This is a genomic window from Salidesulfovibrio onnuriiensis (assembly GCF_008001235.1).
GTDB lineage: Bacteria > Desulfobacterota > Desulfovibrionia > Desulfovibrionales > Desulfovibrionaceae > Pseudodesulfovibrio > Pseudodesulfovibrio onnuriiensis.
Map to the genome: position 1 here is coordinate 993,658 of NZ_CP040751.1, position 16,221 is coordinate 1,009,878.

The 16,221-nt window shown below is 62.2% G+C and carries 16 protein-coding genes; 9 read left to right on the plus strand and 7 right to left on the minus strand.

The features are described from left to right. Window positions 1-6 precede the first annotated feature (6 nt). A complete protein-coding gene (locus FGL65_RS04610; protein ID WP_147819881.1) occupies window positions 7-780 on the minus strand; it encodes a motility protein A in 774 nt (257 codons plus the stop codon). Beyond that, window positions 777-1,952, minus strand: coding sequence for a Crp/Fnr family transcriptional regulator (locus FGL65_RS04615; protein WP_147819882.1), 1,176 nt, complete (start codon window positions 1,950-1,952; stop codon window positions 777-779). Before FGL65_RS04615 ends, FGL65_RS04610 begins: the two co-directional genes overlap by 4 nt. 317 nt (window positions 1,953-2,269) lie before the next feature. Here FGL65_RS04615 and FGL65_RS04620 point away from each other — a divergent pair, with 317 nt between their 5' ends. Next, window positions 2,270-2,764 (plus strand): bactofilin family protein, encoded by a 495-nt coding sequence (locus FGL65_RS04620; RefSeq protein WP_147819883.1) that lies wholly within the window; start codon window positions 2,270-2,272, stop codon window positions 2,762-2,764. 29 nt (window positions 2,765-2,793) lie between these two features. Then, window positions 2,794-2,949, plus strand: coding sequence for a hypothetical protein (locus tag FGL65_RS18175; protein WP_187170539.1), 156 nt, complete (start codon window positions 2,794-2,796; stop codon window positions 2,947-2,949). A 659-nt stretch (window positions 2,950-3,608) separates the two neighbouring features. Here FGL65_RS18175 and FGL65_RS04625 read toward each other — a convergent pair. From FGL65_RS04625 to hflK, 5 genes are all read right to left on the minus strand, one after another. Beyond that, window positions 3,609-4,592 carry a hypothetical protein gene (locus tag FGL65_RS04625; protein ID WP_147819884.1) on the minus strand — a complete coding sequence of 328 codons (984 nt, stop codon included), beginning with the start codon at window positions 4,590-4,592 and terminating at the stop codon, window positions 3,609-3,611. A gap of 6 nt (window positions 4,593-4,598) precedes the next feature. After that, window positions 4,599-5,492: a 3-methyl-2-oxobutanoate hydroxymethyltransferase gene (gene panB, locus FGL65_RS04630; protein ID WP_147819885.1), complete on the minus strand. Its 894-nt coding sequence runs from the start codon at window positions 5,490-5,492 to the stop codon at window positions 4,599-4,601. 150 nt (window positions 5,493-5,642) lie between these two features. Further along, window positions 5,643-6,362: a LexA family transcriptional regulator gene (locus tag FGL65_RS04635; RefSeq protein WP_147819886.1), complete on the minus strand. Its 720-nt coding sequence runs from the start codon at window positions 6,360-6,362 to the stop codon at window positions 5,643-5,645. A 310-nt stretch (window positions 6,363-6,672) separates the two neighbouring features. Beyond that, window positions 6,673-7,524: a protease modulator HflC gene (gene hflC, locus FGL65_RS04640; protein ID WP_147819887.1), complete on the minus strand. Its 852-nt coding sequence runs from the start codon at window positions 7,522-7,524 to the stop codon at window positions 6,673-6,675. A gap of 18 nt (window positions 7,525-7,542) precedes the next feature. After that, a complete protein-coding gene (gene hflK, locus FGL65_RS04645; protein ID WP_147819888.1) occupies window positions 7,543-8,619 on the minus strand; it encodes an FtsH protease activity modulator HflK in 1,077 nt (358 codons plus the stop codon). 91 nt (window positions 8,620-8,710) lie between these two features. Between hflK and FGL65_RS04650 the strand changes: the two genes are divergently transcribed. The 7 genes from FGL65_RS04650 (at window position 8,711) to lepA (ending at window position 16,196) form a co-directional block, all read left to right on the plus strand. Further along, a complete protein-coding gene (locus FGL65_RS04650) occupies window positions 8,711-10,078 on the plus strand; it encodes a phosphomannomutase/phosphoglucomutase (protein WP_147819889.1) in 1,368 nt (455 codons plus the stop codon). A gap of 2 nt (window positions 10,079-10,080) precedes the next feature. Then, window positions 10,081-10,569 carry a YkgJ family cysteine cluster protein gene (locus tag FGL65_RS04655; protein ID WP_147819890.1) on the plus strand — a complete coding sequence of 163 codons (489 nt, stop codon included), beginning with the start codon at window positions 10,081-10,083 and terminating at the stop codon, window positions 10,567-10,569. Continuing rightward, entirely contained in the window at window positions 10,566-11,654 is a 1,089-nt protein-coding gene (locus FGL65_RS04660; RefSeq protein WP_147819891.1) for an efflux RND transporter periplasmic adaptor subunit, read from the plus strand. Before FGL65_RS04655 ends, FGL65_RS04660 begins: the two co-directional genes overlap by 4 nt. Window position 11,655: 1 nt before the next feature. After that, window positions 11,656-12,354: an ABC transporter ATP-binding protein gene (locus FGL65_RS04665; protein WP_147819892.1), complete on the plus strand. Its 699-nt coding sequence runs from the start codon at window positions 11,656-11,658 to the stop codon at window positions 12,352-12,354. A gap of 96 nt (window positions 12,355-12,450) precedes the next feature. Further along, window positions 12,451-13,677, plus strand: a complete 1,227-nt coding sequence (locus tag FGL65_RS04670) for an ABC transporter permease (RefSeq protein WP_147819893.1) — start codon at window positions 12,451-12,453, stop codon at window positions 13,675-13,677. 76 nt (window positions 13,678-13,753) lie between these two features. Then, the gene (locus tag FGL65_RS04675) at window positions 13,754-14,254 is read left to right on the plus strand and encodes a hypothetical protein (RefSeq protein ID WP_147819894.1); all 501 of its coding nucleotides are present in this window, start codon (window positions 13,754-13,756) and stop codon (window positions 14,252-14,254) included. A 139-nt stretch (window positions 14,255-14,393) separates the two neighbouring features. Next, complete coding sequence (lepA, locus tag FGL65_RS04680; RefSeq protein ID WP_147819895.1) at window positions 14,394-16,196, plus strand: translation elongation factor 4; 1,803 nt, start codon at window positions 14,394-14,396, stop codon at window positions 16,194-16,196. Window positions 16,197-16,221: the final 25 nt, after the last annotated feature.

Consider the following 16,221-nt stretch of genomic DNA (forward strand, 5'->3'; position numbering starts at 1 on the left):
CAACCCCTAGCGGGCCTCGATGGAGGACCACTTGCGCGGCGGCAGGTAGCCCTTGAGCTTGTCCGTGATGATGGCGGCCGGGGTCTTGTCCTTGATGTGCAGGATGCCGTCGCGGAACACGCACATGAGGATGGTGCGTTCCTCCACCCGGCGTTCCACCTTGTTGGCGATGGGCAGATAGAAGAGGTTGGCGAAGAGCACGCCGTAGAGGGTGGTGGTCAGGGCCGTGGCCATGCCCGGGCCCACGCGGGTGATGTCGTCGCCCATGCCCTGCATCATGGCGATGAGCCCGATGAGCGTGCCGATGATGCCGAAGGCCGGGGACAGGGCGGCCATGGTGCGGTAGATGCCCGCCGCGTAGGTCTCCTGGGCGTGGTACTGCTGGATGCGGTTGTCGAAGATTTCCCGGAGCTCTTCCTTGTCGTAGCCGTCCACCAGCATCTGCAGGCCGTCGCGCAGGAATTCGTTGTCGATCTTTTTCAGGGATTTCTCCAGGTAGTCGTCGCCCTTGCTGGCGGCTTCCTTGGAGATCTGCACCAGCACCTTGATGTAGTTGGCGATGGGCAGTTCCTCGGCCGTGAACGCGGTCATGAACAGGCCGAACACGCGCATGACTTCCTTGAGCGGGTAGCAGATGAAGGTGGCCGCGACGGTGCCGCCCAGGACGATGGCCAGGCCCGGCAGGTTGATGAACACGGCCACCGAGTCGGTGGCGAAGAAGGTTGCCGTGCACAGGATGACGATCCCGGCGATGATTCCGAATATGGTGGCTATGTTCACGAGGTCTTGACCCCCTTGGCGGCCTTGATCAGTTCAATGAGTTCTTCCTGGATGTCGTCGGCTTCCATGTCGTCCACCGGGCCCCGGTTCTCGGCCTCTTCCATTACCACCTGGGCGATCTTCTTGGCCAGGTTGGCCTGGATCTTCCTGTTGGCGTCTCCGTCGGCCAGGGACATGAGCACTCCGAGCTTGTAGTAGCCCAGATCGGCAAAAACCTGCTTCAGGGTGGCGTTGTCCACGAAGATGATGTCGTTGACGTCCTCCAGGTCCTCGACCTTCTTTTTCTTCCGCTGGACCTTCTTGAAAAAGTCCGCGGGCTGTTCGGCGGCCCAGGCCAGGGCGTTCTTCTTGTGGAAGAGGAACAGGCTTTCCGGCACTTCGCTGTTGGCCATCTTCTTGTAGAGGATCTGGGGATCGGCCCCCAGCTCCTCGGCCAGGTCGAAGATGTCGATGAGCTCCAGCTCCAGGTTGAGCGCCCCGCTCTTGTTCAGTTCCTTGTACAGGTTGGAAGCCACCTGGAAGAAGTTTTCCGCGTCCTTGATCCGGATGAACAGGTCGTCGAAGGCCTTGGCTCCCTTGCCCTTGGTCACTTCGATGATCTTGAGGCGCTGGAGTTGGTCCACGGTGGAGCGGATCTCGCTCTGTGGCGTGAGCAGGATGTCCTTGATCTGGCGCGAGAGCTCGGTCAGGCTCATGCCCGCCTTGTAGTTGGGGTGTTTCTTCTGTTCGATGGGCGGCAGATGGGCGTGGACCCTCCAGGCCATCTCCATGATGCGGCAGATGCTCAGGAAGGTGTTTTCCCCGGCCCGGGAGGCGTCCAGGCGCGTCTTTTTCCGGAGTTTCTCGATGAGCAGCCGGGTCAGGTGCTGGATGGTCTTGGGGCATTTTTCCAGAAGGCTCTGGATGATGTTCTCGGTGAGCACCATGAGCTCGCAGAACTCCGAGGCCTCGGCCGAGGTTGAGCGCGGCAGCCCGGTGAGCGCCCCCATCTCCCCGAATATCTCGCCCTTGCCCACCTGGTCGAGGACGATCTTGCGGTTGTCCACGGTGCGGTAGAGCGTCACCGTGCCCTTCTTGACCATATAGGCGTATCCGGCCTGCTGGCCTTCCTTGAAGATGACCTGGTCCTTGAAGAAGGTTTTCACGTTCTGGACGTTTTGCTTGCTGGTCATGGCATCCCTTCATGCAGCCCTGTAGAGTGAATATTCCGAACCATAGGAAATTTCGTTCTTATTTAGCCATTATTTCCGGAAAAGTACAACAATTGGCTGCTTTTCTGCAGGGAGTGCCTGGGGATTATTATTTTGCCAGAATGCGTCCTGTGGCGATTTTTCGCGTGCGGTTGAGAAATCTTCAAGACTCTTGTGGACAAACGACGGGGGGAATTATACCCTCGCCTGCACAAAGCTATAGCCATTTCTGAAAACCGACGATATAGAGAGCCCGGACAAACCGGCTTCGGGCTGGAATAACGAATGCGAGGGTAATCATGGCTCTTTTCAATAAAAAGAACATCGCCGAAGGCAACCCGGGCGAGTTGAACGCCTTTCTGGGCGTGGGCACCGAATACCGGGGCAAGCTTGACTTCGTGGGCACAGTGCGTATAGACGGCTCCTTTGAAGGGGAAATCTCCACCGACGGCACCCTGGTGTTGGGCCGCGAGGCCACCATCAAGGGCACCGTGCGCGTCGGAGAACTCAGTTCCTGCGGCAAGATCCTGGGCGACGTCGCGGTGCAGGGCAAGGCCGTCCTGCAGCAGACCTCGACCCTGGAAGGCAGCCTTGTTGCCGAAAAGCTCGTGGTGGAACAGGGCGCCGTGCTCCAGGGCGATATTTCCATGACCGGGGGCTTTGTGCGGACCGTGGCGCCCAGCGCCGACAATGTGGTCCGCGCCGACTTTGCTCCCGCAGCCGAGTTCGCGGACGAATTCCCCGAGGAAACCGAAGAAGAACAGCAGGCCGAAGCCGCGGGCGGCGTCAGTTAGTCCGCAGGCCGCCTTGAGGAGGTTGTCACATGTTTGAACTCGTTATCATCACCAAGGACAGGGAACGCGTGGTCTACAAGGCCGAAAAGAAGCTCGACGTGGAATTGGAGCGTCAGCGTCACGTCCGTTCCCTGGGTGAAGGCGTCGCGGAAATCCGCGAAGTCAAGGCTGGCAAGAAGAAGTAGTCTTCCGTAAACGTCGGAAGAACAAAGGCGGCTCTCGGGCCGCCTTTTTTTGCGCCCGGCGCAATGAAGAAAGGGACCGTTGTCGGTCCCTTTCCTGAATCAAGTGGAGGATGTTTCTTGTATTTTCATGGCCTGCTCTGAGGAGGCCTTGTGAGGGGGCCGCTTGGGCGGCCCGGCTGGTTCGGGGGCCGGGCCGCCACGGATGCGGGCTGTATGGTAATGACCTGTCTTTCCTCAGGGCCTCGGTTTTCCAACCAGGGCGCTGGGTGGGGAGTAGTCCGGTACGAGGGGGTGGGGAGAGGTCCGGACGTGCACCCTGGCCAGAGAGGGGATGGCCCCGTCCACGAAGTGGGCGGAATGACAGGTCCCCGTAACAATCCTGAGCCGCGCTCTTCGCCTTCCGGGACGGAGCCGCACCGGGCTCCAATCCTTGAGAAGGCGCAGGAGCCTTCTAGCTGCTTGTGTCAGAGTGGTGAGAGTAGCGGTATTCATGCTGTTCTGTCCTTGTTGGATCCCTATAAGCAGGGGGCGTGCCAAACACGGAAAAGCAGCAAAAACAGCCGGTTGAGTTGATCGGGTGATCAAGGCGGTTGTGCAGCTCTTGCACAAAGCTGCACAATAAGGTGCAGGCATATTGCACTTGTGTGCAGGAAGAGCTGTTATTCCGGCATGACTAGGAGGTAATAGCCCACAGCCACAAGGCCGATGCTCAGGGCGCGCAGGGTCTGGTTCCAGGCGATGAGCCTGGCGGCCATGCCCGGCTTGAAGATCCCCGCGTAGTACGGGAACTGGTGCCGGAAGGCGCGCATGGGCGAGGACAGGAAGTTGGCGATGAGCAGGGCCAGCACCACCTGGTGCGGCTGGAGCACCCCGGCCGTGAGCAGGGCCGCGGCCGTGGACAGCCCGCCGTGGATTTCGCCCAGCAGGTAGACCGCGATGATGCTGATGGCCTCGGGCGGCAGGAAGTCGAAGACGCCCATGTTGTCGCCCATGGTCTGCTGCAGCCACTGGAACACGCCCCAGTGCTTTGCCAGGAAGATGAGCGTGAAGATGGGGATGGTGACGTAGGCGATCTTGGGCAGCCGCTTGCGGAACCGTTTCCAGGCGCGGGCCAGGGGATGTTCGTTTTTGCGGTTTTCGGCGGCCTCGTCCAGGCGGCAGGGCACGCAGCCCTCGGGCAGGGGCGGCAGCACGAAGTGGCCCACCAGCACGATGCCTCCGGTGCGCAGGAGCGCGGCAAAGGCGCTCAGGCCCACATAGGCCCAGCCCGCATAGGGCGAGGCGCTGAAATAGCCCAGGATCATGCCGTAGAGGCTGGGCAGGTGCAGGAAAAAGGTGGGGAAGCTGTTGAACAGGTTGGAAAAGAGCAGCTCCCGGTCGTTGATCTGGCCCTTGTCGTAGGCCTCGGCCAGCATGCTGTTGGCCGTGAATCCGGAAAAGAAGGCCATGGAAAAGCTGGCCGCGGCAATGTCCTTGAGCCGGCCCAGGCGCGCCAGGGGCGCCGCCAGCACGGCCACATGGCGCGTCCAGTTCAGGGTCTCAATGAGGATGCCCGCAAACAGGCCCACGCTGATGAAGAAGATCAGGCGCACCAGCGGCCAGAGCAGCCCGTTGTAGATCTCGGGCCAGGTAAGCGAATCCATGCGGCCCTATTTCCTTTTCTTGGGCTTGATTTTCTTGAGGCCGGGAAGCTCCTCGTCACTCATGCGGATGGTGTTCTTTTCGGCCGGGAACCTGCCGTGGCGCACGTCCTCGCAGTAGCGCGAAAGGGCCGTGGTGGCCTCCTTGCCCAGTTCTGCATAGCGGCGCACGAACTTGGGGGTGAAGCGGTCGAACATGCCCAGCACATCGTGCCAGACCAGGATCTGGCCGTCCGTGACGTTGCCCGCGCCGATGCCGATGGTGGGCACCGGGATTCGGGCGGTGACCAGTTCCGCCGCCTCGGCGGGCATGGCTTCGAGCACCAGCGAGAATATCCCCGCGTCCACCAGGGCCAGGGCGTCCTCCACCAGGGTCTGCACGGCCTCGGCGGTCTTGGCCTGGGCCTTGAATCCGCCGAAGGCGTTGACGCTCTGGGGGGTGAGCCCCAGGTGCCCCATGACCGGGATGCCCGCGTCCACGATGGCGCGGATGCGTTCGGCCATGTTCCGGCCCCCCTCCAGCTTCACGGCCTTGGCGCGGCCTTCCTGCACCAGGCGGCCCGCGTTGGCCACGGCCTGCTCCAGGCTGACGTGGTAGGACATGAAGGGCATGTCCGCCACGAGCAAGGCTTTTTTCACGCCCCGGCTGGCGGCACGGGTATGGTGGATCATCTCCTCCATTGTCACGGAAAGGGTGTCCTCGTGGCCGAGGACCACCATGGCCAGGGAGTCGCCCACCAGCACCAGGTCGGCTCCGCTTTCGTCGGCGGTGACGCCGGTGGCGTAGTCGTAGGCGGTCAGGCAGGCGATCCTGGAATCTCCGCCCTTCATGGCCTGGATGTCCGGGGCGGTGACTGTCTTGCGCGCCTTGCCCGCGCCGTAGGGCTGGGAGGTGTTGCTCATGTGCATCTCCGAAAAGGTTGTTTGTGGGGAAGGGCCTTCCGAAGGAATTCTTAAACCAATGTGCGCCCCGTGGCAAAGGGCGCGGGGGCGGTGGCAAAAAAAAGGCCGCTGCCCGAAGGCAGCGGCTTGGGCTCTTCCCTTGTGAGTCGCTTACATGGTGCCGAAGTTTTGGAGCACCCAGACGACACGGCCCACGGTGCGGGCCGCCATTTCCGAGGCCGGAATGGTCAGGTCCGCATGCTGGTCGTTGTCGGCCTTGAGCACGAACTCTTCGTTCTTGAGGTAGGCGCGGCGGATCATGAGGCCCTGGTGCGGGAAATGCACGGCCACCAGATCGCCGTCCGGATGCTGTTTCTGGTTCTGGTCGATCCCCACGAACGCGCCGCGGTTGATGACCGGTTCCATGCTGGCGGAATCCACCTTGACCACCTGCAGGTTGGGGCGGGCGTAGGATTCCGGGATGGACAGCTCTTCCAGGGGCTGGGGCTCCCAGGAGCCGTTGGCCGAGGAGCCGGCCATGGAGGACACGGACACCACGCGGCCGCGGGAGTTCATGCGGCCATACGGGGTCGGGGCCTCGCGCAGGATGGTGTCTGCGGGGATCTTGGCCTTGCTTGCGTTGAGGTAGACCGGCTCAACGCCGTCGGCCAGCCAGTCCGGGTCCAGACCGTGGCTGCGGTAGAGTTTCAGGAACCATTCTGCCGGGATGGAACACCGGCGTTTGGCGTCGGATATGCTGGATTGGCGGACATCGAGAACCTCGGCCAGTTGGACCTGGGTACGCGCGCCCGTGGCTTTCTTGATGCGTTCAAGGGCTTCCTCAAACCACTTGCGCTGCGCCTCGTCGCATTTTTTTCTCAGTTTGGGCATGGTGGGCACTCCTGTTACGGTTGCATAGCGTTCGCTATCGTTTGGGCCCCCGAGGGATGACGGATAATGACGGGGGCGGGGTTCACGGCTCTCTCTATGCCTTCCTGGACAGAATACTCATGGCTGTAACCAGGATATTCTTTCCTCGAAGTTTATCGGGGTGAACCCCTAGACAAATTGGGGGATTCCCCCAGATTTGTCAAGGTAATGATAAGTATTCTTAATCGGGTGAACGTACGAAAACGGGGCCATTCATATGAATGGCCCCGAAATTGTTGGGTTTTATCCGATATATGGATCTTTTATAATATTATTGGAAGTACTGTAAAAACGGACTGTCCGGAGTGAAGATGAATCGGGAGTTGTCCTTGAGGCCCTTGCGGTAGGCGTCCAGGCTGCGCTTGAATGCGTAGAACTCGGGGGATTGCCCCAGGGCTTCTGCGTAGATACGGGTGGCTTCGGCGTCGCCCTCGCCTCGGATGATGGCCGCTTCCTTGTTGGCTTCGGCCAGGATGATGGACCGTTCCTTGTCGGCCTGCGCCTTAATGCGGGCCGATTTTTCCTCGCCTTCGGAGCGGTACTGCTTGGCCTGGCGTTCACGCTCGGCCTTCATGCGGCCGAAGATTGCGCTGGCGTTTTCCGTTGGCAGGTCGGTGCGCTTGATGCGTACGTCCACCACCTCGATTCCGTAGGGCAGCAGCTGTTTCTGGGTCCGTTCGGTCACGTTGGACATGATCTCGCTGCGCTTGTGGGAAACCACCTCGATGAGGGTGTAGCGCCCCAGGCTGACGCGGAGCTGGGAGCGGATGATGTCGTCCAGCCGCGCCTGCGCGCCCGGGATGGTGCGCACCTTCTGGTAGAAGAGCAGGGGGTTGGCGATGCGCCACTTCGCGTAGGAGTCGATGTTCATGTACTTCTTGTCTTCGGTGGTGATTTCCTCGGGCTTGGCGTCGTAGTCCAGGATGCGCGAGTCAAAGTAGACCACGTCCTGGACAATGGGCAGCTTGAAGTGCAGGCCCGGTCCCAGGGCGTTGGGGTGCACGGGCTTGCCGAGCTGGAGCACGATGGCCTGCTCGGTCTGGTCCACGGTGAACATGATCTGGGTCAGCAAGAGTGCGCCCACCAGGATGCCCGCTATCAATATGATTGTCTGTTTCTTCATTATGCTGTGCCTCCGCGCCTACTGCTTGGTGTTGGTGCTTTCGCCCTTGCCGCGCTGGATTCTGTCCAGGGGCAGGTAGGGCACGGATTTCTTGAGTGCGTCGTCGGACAGGATCAGCTTTTCCGCCTCGGGGTTGGAAAGGATCTCTTCCATGGTCTCGAGGTAGAGGCGCTTCTTGGTGATGTCGCGGGCCTTGTTGTACTCCTTGAGCACCGCCAGGAACTTGGAGGCGTCACCCTCGGCCAGCCGGACCTTGGCTTCTTTGTAAGCCTGGGAGGCATTGACGATGCGGGCCGCCTGGCCCCTTGCCTTGGGCAGGATGTCGTTGGCGTAGGCCTGGGCCTCGTTTTCGAGGCGGCTCTTGTCCTCGCGGGCCGAGGCGACGTCCTTGAACGCGTCCACCACCTGATCCGGCGGATGCACGTTCTGGAGCTGCACGGCCACGATGCTGATGCCGCACTTGTAGGAATCGAGAATGCCCTGCATGAGTTCCCGGGTGCTGGCCTGGATCTCCTGCTTGCCCGTGGTCAGGGCGTCGTCGATCCTGCTTTTGCCCATGACCTCGCGCATGGCCGCGCTGGCCGCGTTCTTGATGGTGCCTTCCACGTCCATGACGTTGAACAGGTATTCCTTGGCGTCCTTGATCATGAACTGCACGATGAACTGCAGGCTGACGATGTTCTCGTCGCCGGTGAGCATGAGGGATTCATCGGGCACGCCGCGTTCCTGCCCCTGCCGGAAGGGCACGGAGCGGTTGCGGGTCATGGACCGGAAGCCCATTTCGATGCGCTGGATCTGCGTCACCTTGGGGGTCAGCACGCTTTCCACCGGATAGGGAATATGGTAGTGCGGCCCAGACGTGGTGATGCGTGAAAATTCGCCGAAACGCTTGACGACGCCCACTTCGTCCGGTTCCACTATGTAGATGCCGGAGAGGAGCCAGAGCACGCCCAGGGCCAGGAAAATGAGTTTCCCGCCGGGCAGCTTGAAGTTCTTGAACTTCTTGAACTGCTCGTTGAAGTCGTCGAATCCGGGGGGCGTGCCGCCGGAGTTCCCCTGCCGTTGCTTTTGGAGTTTGTCCCAGTCCCAGTTCATAATAGGCCAGAAATAGGCATTTGCGCGGGATTGGTCAAGAAATCCCGAAAATAATAACATTTGATACGCGAAAAACGTCGGGGAACCGAACATGAAATCGATCAACAGGGAGATATTCCGCGCCTACGACATACGCGGCGTGGTGGACCGGGATTTCGACCCCGAATGGGTGGAGCGCCTGGGCCGGGCCTGCGGCACCTTTTTCAGGGCTCGCGGCTGGCAACGAGCCCTTGTGGGCCACGATTGCCGGGCCACATCCCCGGAATATTCCCGCAGCCTCGCCCGGGGGATGAACGCCGCCGGGGTGGATGCGGTGCTGCTGGGGCAGGTCTCCACGCCCATGTTCTATTTCGCGGCCCGGCATCTGGATTTCCAGGCAGGGGTCATGGTTACGGCCAGCCACAACCCCCCGGACCAGAACGGCTTCAAGGTCTGGGGCGGCCGGTCCACCATCCTGGGCGAGGATATCGTCTCCCTGCACGACCTTATGGTCTCCGGCGAGTTCGCATCGGGCCCGGGCCTGACCTCCTGGCACGATATCCTGCCCGCCTACGAACGGGACCTGCTTTCCCGCGTGCGCCTGGAGCGGCCGGTGCGGGTGGTGGTGGACGGCGGCAACGGCACCAGCGGCGAGATCACGGCCCGTCTTCTGGAGCAGGCCGGGGCAGAAGTGGTGCGCCTGTATTGCGAGCCGGACGGCAATTTTCCCAACCATCATCCCGATCCGGTGGTGGAGGAGTATTCCACCGACCTCAAGGCCAGGGTGCTGGAGGCCGGGGCCGAGGTGGGCGTCGGCCTGGACGGCGACGGCGACCGCATCGGGGCCGTGGACGAGCAGGGCCGCCTGCTGTTCGGGGACCAGCTCCTTGCCGTGTACGCCCGGGAACTGCTCCGGGAGGTTCCCGGAGCCACCGTGCTCGGGGACGTGAAATGCAGCCACCTGCTGTTCGCCGACATTGCCGCGCACGGCGGCAACCCGGTCATGTGCGAGACCGGCCATTCCATCGTCAAGGCCCGCATGCTCGAAACCGGGGCGGCCCTGGGCGGCGAGATGAGCGGGCACATGTTTTTTTCCCACGGTTTTCACGGATTCGACGACGCCACCTTCGGGGCCCTGCGCCTGGTGGAGATCCTCAGCCGGGGCGACAGGCCCCTGTCCGGGCTCCTCGACGGCTGGCCCGAGACCAGCAGCACCCCGGAGATACGCATGGCATGCCCAGAGGCGGTCAAGTTCGAGGTGGTGCGCCGGGCCCGGGAACATTTCTCCAAGGATCATGAAGTGATCGACATGGACGGCGTGCGGGTGGTATTTCCCGACGGGTGGGGCCTGGTTCGGGCCTCCAATACCCAGGCCGTGCTGGTGCTTCGTTTCGAAGCGGAATCTCCGGAGCGGCTGCAGGAGATTCGCCAAGGCATGGAGGAACCGCTCATGCGCTGGATAAGGGAACTCGAGGCCTAACCATGTCGGTCGTTTTTCGTTGGGATGGCCTTTTCCGCTGGCTCCGGGCCAAGCTGCTGCGCAGCGAGGTGGTGGTCACCGGCCATTGCCGGATGTGCGGCGAGTGCTGCCGCGACATCATGATCCTGGACGGCGGCACCTGGGTGAGCAGCGAACGGGCCTTCCGGAAGCTGGTGGACAGGAAGCCGGAATATGCGCGTTTTTTCGTCACCTGCACGGATGACCGGGGACCGCTGTGCTTCACCTGCCGTTATCTCAGCGACGAGGGGATCTGTCTGGACCATGACAACCGGCCGGAGATATGCAGGCGCTATCCCTCGCCGCGTATCTACTACCGGGGCTGCGACCTGCGCGCCGACTGCGGGTATTCCTTCCGGGCGTTGACCTTTCGCCGGGCCTGGTGGCAGTTTCGGGGCAAGACCTCGCCTCCGTTCGGGGAGGTGCTCAAAGGCAAGCTGGACCTGCAACACAAGGACGATACGGGCTCATGAAAAAGTATTTCCTCATCTTCATTCTCATTGCCGCCGTGGTTGCCGGGGGTTCCTATTTCCTGCTTTCCGGAAATTCCGAGACGATCCGCATCATCAAGACCGCCGCCGTGGAGCGCGGTACGGTGCGCAAGGTGCTGGAGGCCACGGGCATCATCAAGGCCCAGGTGGGCGCCATGCTCAAGATCGGCGCGCGGGCCACCGGCACCCTGGAAAAGGTCGAGGTCAAGGTGGGCGACCCGGTCCGGGAGGGCGATCTGGTGGCCGTGGTGGACGACCGCGAGATCCAGGCCAAGGTCGCCGAGGCCAAGGCCAAGATCAAGCTGGCCGAGGCCAAGTACGCCTACGCGGCCAAGAACCTGCCCCGCCAGCGCAAGCTGGTGCGCCAGAAGCTGGAGCCTCAGGACACCTTGGACCAGGCCGAGCAGGAAACCCAGGTGGCGCGCTTCGAGCTGGAGGCGGCCAAAGCCACCCTGGAGACCCTGCGCATACAGCTGACCTACTGCAAGATTTACAGCCCCATCGACGGCATTGTCAGCCAGGTGGCGGCCCAGGAGGGCGAGACCATCGTTTCCGGGCTCAACGTTTCCAACCTGGTGACCATCCTGGCCCCGGAACGGCTGGAGATGTGGATATACGTGGACGAGACCGACATCGGCCGGGTGGCCGAGGGCATGCCCGTGGAATTCACGGTGGACTCCTTTGCGGACAAGGTTTTCAAGGGCTCGGTGGAGCGCGTCTATCCCGAGCCGGAGATCCGCGACAACATCGTCTACTACCGCGCCCTGGTCACGGTGACCGGGGAGCAGGCCGGTTTCCTGCGCCCGGAAATGACCACCCAGTGCAGGATCATCGTGGAGACCCGGAGCAATGTGCTCTCCATTCCCAACTCGGCCCTCAAGTGGGTGGCGGGCCGCCAGGTGGTCTATGTGGGCGAGCCCGAGGGCAATGAGCCCCGCGAGGTGGTTCCCGAGCTGGGCCTGCAGGGTCTGGAGCGCAGCGAGGTCCTTGCCGGGCTCAAGGAGGGGGAACCCGTGGCCACGCAACTGGTCATCCCCGGCCGCAAGCTCGGGGAAAAGGGCATTTAGCATGACTGCGGCCATCAGCCTGGAAAACGTCACCAAGACCTTCTGGCAGGAGCCCGAAAAAGACGGAAGCGCCGCTGCCGAACGCCGCGGCGTGCGCGTGCTCAAGGACATCACCCTGGAGATCGAGCGGGGCGAGTTCGTGGCCCTGCAGGGCACTTCGGGGTCGGGCAAGTCCACCCTGCTGCAGATCATCGGCCTGCTGGACCGGCCCTCCAGCGGCGAGTACCGGCTCATGGGCGACGACGTTTCCGGGCTGAACGACGACGCCCAGTCCGACCTGCGCAACCGTTCCCTGGGGTTCATCTTCCAGAGTTTTTATCTCATTCCCTATGCCACGGCCCTGGAGAACGTGATCCTGCCCGGCCTGTATTCGGGCGCGCACCGTTCCGACCTGCGCCGCCGAGCGGCCGAGCTGCTGGAGCGCGTGGGCCTGGGCGATCGCATGGACTTCAAGCCCGCCAGCCTTTCCGGCGGCCAGCAGCAGCGCGTGGCCATGGCCCGGGCCCTGCTCAACGAGCCGGACATCATTCTGGCCGACGAGCCCACGGGCCAGCTCGATTCGGCCACCAGCGCCGAGATCATGGCCCTGTTTCGGGACGTGAACCAGGGCGGCAAGACCATCGTGCTGGTGACCCATGACGAAGAGGTCGCCGCCATTGCCCGGCGGACCATTCACCTGTCCGACGGCAGAATCGCATGACGCGGCTGTTGCGGCGTTCCGCGTTCGAAGGGGCGGAATCCGTTTTCAGAAGTTTTAGAGAAAATCTAGAAAACGTTTAATCGTTTAGTATTCAAAATGATTACGCTTCTTGCACGTATTCAGGGCATGGCCTTCGAGGCGGTCTGGGCCTACAAGCTCAGGTCGTTCTTTGTGGTGCTGGGCGTGGCCCTGGGCATCGCCTCCCTGTCGCTCATCGTCATGTCCGTGGACGGGGCCAACCGCAAGGCCATGGAGATCGTGGAAATGTTCGGCCCGGACGCGGCCTTTGTGCTGGGCGGCAACTTCAAGAAGCGCGCGGTGGGCATGCGCACCCTGACCCTCAGCCAGGAGGACGCCGTGCGCATCCGCCAGTCCCTGCCCGGGGCCTACCTGGTGGTTCCCATGCGCGCCCAGCACGGCCAGACCGTCAAGCACCGGGAAAAGAACTACCAGAACGTGCTCATTGTCGGAGCCACGGAAAACTATGCCGAGGTCTGGAACTGGCCCCTGGCCGAGGGCCGCGATATCCGGCCCGAGGACGAGCGGACCGGGGCGCGCGTGGCCCTGATCGGCGACAAGCCCTCCAGCGAGCTTTTCGGCCAGAGCTCCCCGGTGGGCAAGGTCATCTACATCAACGGCATTCCCTTCCAGGTGGTGGGTCGGCTCTCGAACCGGGGCATTTCCGGCGGGGGCGGCGACCTGGACAACCGCATCATCATCCCCCTGTCCACCCTCACCAGCCGCTTCAACATGGACCGCAAGTATTTCCGGGCCCTGCGGGTCAAGTTCTACGAACCCCGGTACATGGACGCCCACGTGGAAAATCTCCGTTCCCTGCTGCGGCACCTGCACCAGCTCAAGCCCGAGGAGGACGACGATTTCACCATCCTCACGGCGGACGAGGTGCTCAAGTTCCTTTCCGTGTTCAAGGGCGGGCTGACGATCTTCCTGGGTGTCACGGCCACCATCGCCATGCTCGTGGGCGGGTTTGTGCTGGCCAACCTGTTCACCATCAGCGTTTCCGAGCGCAGCGAGGAGATCGGGCTCAAGCGGGCCATGGGCGCGCACCGCTCCTCCATTATGCTCCAGTTCCTCATGGAGGCCTCGCTCCTGACCCTGCTGGGCGGGGTGCTGGGCCTGGCCATGGGCTACGGCCTGGGGCAGTTCCTCAGCCGGCTGGATATCCTGGTCATCAGCTTTTCCTGGAAGGCCTTCGGCCTGTCCCTGGCCAGCGCCCTGGCCGTGGGGATCGTCTTTGGGCTCAAGCCCGCCCGCCATGCCGCCGGCCTGGATCCCATCCGGGCCCTCAAGGGCGAAGGCTAGACGCGCGTTTGCGATTTTGGCTTTTGCGCATCCTGTGGTATGCAGGCGCGTCGGTATTCGCGAGAAGGGAGGGTTCATGAACACCGCACGGCAGAAAACCAAGACAATTCACATCATCCGCAACATCGCCCTGGTGGTCATCGCACTGGGCGGCGTGGCCTTCTTCTTTACCCTGGACCTGTTCGAGGACAACGGCGAGGGCGGGCTGTTCGGGCCCAAGATGTCCAGCAAGCTTCATTTCGTGGGCCAGGTCAAGAGCACCGAGTTCAGCAACGAGCAACTCAAGCAGATCTCCTCGTTCATTGGCAAATATGAGGAGGCCCTGGAACGGGTGGAGATCAGCGTCTCCAAGGACGACAGCTATGCCGAGCTCAAGCCCGGCACCCAGGTTTTGTTCGAGATCCATATACGGCTGGTAGGCGGCGCGCGGCTCGAAACCCCGGTCCGGCGCACCACCTGGGGCCAGCTCATTCCCATGGCCACCCGCAAGATCGACAAGGATCTCAAGGCCTATGCCGCCATGCACGGCGGCAAGCTGCGCACCAGCGGCGGCAATGTTCTGATCAACAGCATGTGATCCCATTATAGTGGACTCCTGCGGGCAAATGCCGTAAAGGCTTTCACACACCTCGCTGTGATCAGTTGCGGCGGGGGTCTTTTTGCGTCTGCGTCTCACGCCGTTTCATGTGCACAGCGCAATTCAACCGAGCTAAAAAATGAACACGAAAAATATACGAAATTTCAGCATCATCGCTCATATCGACCATGGTAAGTCCACCCTGGCCGACCGTATCCTCGAGATAACGGGCATGGTCTCGGACCGCGAGAAAAAGGACCAGTACCTGGACAAGATGGAGCTGGAGCGCGAGCGCGGCATCACCATCAAGGCCCAGACCGTGCGCATTCCCTACAAGGCCGCGAACGGCGAGGAATACGTGCTCAACCTCATCGACACGCCGGGCCACGTGGACTTCAGCTACGAAGTCTCCCGTTCCCTGGCCGCCTGCGAAGGCGCGCTGCTGGTGGTGGACGCCACCCAGGGCGTGGAGGCCCAGACCCTGGCCAACGTGTACCTGGCCCTGGACAACGACCTCGAGGTCATCCCGGTACTGAACAAGATCGACCTGCCCAGCGCCGACCCCGAGGCCATCTCCGCCGAGATCGAGGAGGTCATCGGCCTGGACTGCTCGGATTCCCTGCATGTTTCGGCCAAGACCGGCCTCAATGTGGAGCGCGTGCTCGACGCCATCGTGGAGCAACTGCCCGCCCCCAAGGGCGACCCGGACGCGCCGCTCAAGGCTCTCATCTTCGACTCCTGGTACGATTCCTACCAGGGCGTGGTGGTGCTGTTCCGCATTCTGGAGGGCAGGCTGCGCAAGGGCGACGATATCCGCATCTTCTCCACGGGCAAGGATTTTGACGTCACCCGGCTGGGCGCATTCATGCCCGAGCCCGTGGACATCAAGGAAATGGGACCGGGCGAGGTCGGGTTCCTGTGCGCCAGCATGAAGGAACTGGGCGATGCGCCCGTGGGCGATACCATCACCCACGTGGAGCGGCCCACCGCAGATCCCTTCCCGGGCTTCAAGCCGGTCAAGCCCATGGTCTTTGCCGGCCTGTATCCCATCGAACCCGCCGAGTACGAGACCCTCAAGGCCGCCCTGGAAAAGCTCCAGCTCAACGACGCGGCCTTCACCTTCGAGCCCGAGGTCTCCCAGGCGCTCGGCTTTGGTTTCCGGTGCGGCTTCCTGGGCCTGCTGCATATCGAGATCATCCAGGAACGCCTGGAACGTGAATTCGGGGCCAAGCTGATCACCACCGCGCCGTCCGTGGTCTACAAGGTGGACACCGTGGACGGGAAGAACCTGGTGATCGACAACCCCAGCAAGATGCCCGATCCCACCAAGATCGACAAGATCCACGAGCCGTTCGTGCGCATGGACATCCATGTTCCCAACGAATTCGTGGGGCCGGTGCTGGCCCTGTGCGAGGAAAAGCGGGGCATCCAGAAGAACATGGGCTACATCACGCCCACCCGCGTGATGATCACCTATGAGATTCCCTTTGCCGAGGTCATGTACGACTTCTTCGACAAGCTCAAGTCCAGCACCAAGGGTTACGCCTCCCTGGATTACGAGATCATCGACTACCGCGAGGCGGACATGGTCAAGCTGGACATCCTCATCAACGGGGACCCGGTGGACGCCTTCTCCTGCATCGTGCACCGCGAGAATTCCGCGCGCCAGGGAAGGGCCATCGCCCTGCGCCTCAAGCGTTCCATTCCGCGCCAGCTTTTCGAGGTGGTCATCCAGGCCGCCATCGGCAGCAAGATTATCGCCAAGGAGCGCAACGCGCCCTTCCGCAAGGACGTGACCGCCAAGTGCTACGGCGGCGACATCTCCCGCAAGCGCAAGCTTCTGGAAAAGCAGAAGGAAGGCAAAAAGCGCATGCGCCGCATGGGCAACGTGGAGATTCCGCAGGAGGCCTTCCTGTCCGTGCTCAAGGCCGACGAAGATTAATTTGTATTCTGACGGGGGAGTGCGC

Bases quoted from the DNA above. Each gene is read 5' to 3' on its own strand.
- FGL65_RS04615 (WP_147819882.1), bottom strand. From the start codon at position 1,952: ATGACCAGCAAGCAAAACGTCCAGAACGTGAAAACCTTCTTCAAGGAC.
- FGL65_RS04620 (WP_147819883.1), top strand. From the start codon at position 2,270: ATGGCTCTTTTCAATAAAAAGAACATCGCCGAAGGCAACCCGGGCGAG.
- FGL65_RS18175 (WP_187170539.1), top strand. From the start codon at position 2,794: ATGTTTGAACTCGTTATCATCACCAAGGACAGGGAACGCGTGGTCTAC.
- FGL65_RS04625 (WP_147819884.1), bottom strand. From the start codon at position 4,592: ATGGATTCGCTTACCTGGCCCGAGATCTACAACGGGCTGCTCTGGCCG.
- panB (WP_147819885.1), bottom strand. From the start codon at position 5,492: ATGAGCAACACCTCCCAGCCCTACGGCGCGGGCAAGGCGCGCAAGACA.
- FGL65_RS04635 (WP_147819886.1), bottom strand. From the start codon at position 6,362: ATGCCCAAACTGAGAAAAAAATGCGACGAGGCGCAGCGCAAGTGGTTT.
- hflC (WP_147819887.1), bottom strand. From the start codon at position 7,524: ATGAAGAAACAGACAATCATATTGATAGCGGGCATCCTGGTGGGCGCA.
- hflK (WP_147819888.1), bottom strand. From the start codon at position 8,619: ATGAACTGGGACTGGGACAAACTCCAAAAGCAACGGCAGGGGAACTCC.
- FGL65_RS04650 (WP_147819889.1), top strand. From the start codon at position 8,711: ATGAAATCGATCAACAGGGAGATATTCCGCGCCTACGACATACGCGGC.
- FGL65_RS04655 (WP_147819890.1), top strand. From the start codon at position 10,081: ATGTCGGTCGTTTTTCGTTGGGATGGCCTTTTCCGCTGGCTCCGGGCC.
- FGL65_RS04660 (WP_147819891.1), top strand. From the start codon at position 10,566: ATGAAAAAGTATTTCCTCATCTTCATTCTCATTGCCGCCGTGGTTGCC.
- FGL65_RS04665 (WP_147819892.1), top strand. From the start codon at position 11,656: ATGACTGCGGCCATCAGCCTGGAAAACGTCACCAAGACCTTCTGGCAG.
- FGL65_RS04670 (WP_147819893.1), top strand. From the start codon at position 12,451: ATGATTACGCTTCTTGCACGTATTCAGGGCATGGCCTTCGAGGCGGTC.
- FGL65_RS04675 (WP_147819894.1), top strand. From the start codon at position 13,754: ATGAACACCGCACGGCAGAAAACCAAGACAATTCACATCATCCGCAAC.
- lepA (WP_147819895.1), top strand. From the start codon at position 14,394: ATGAACACGAAAAATATACGAAATTTCAGCATCATCGCTCATATCGAC.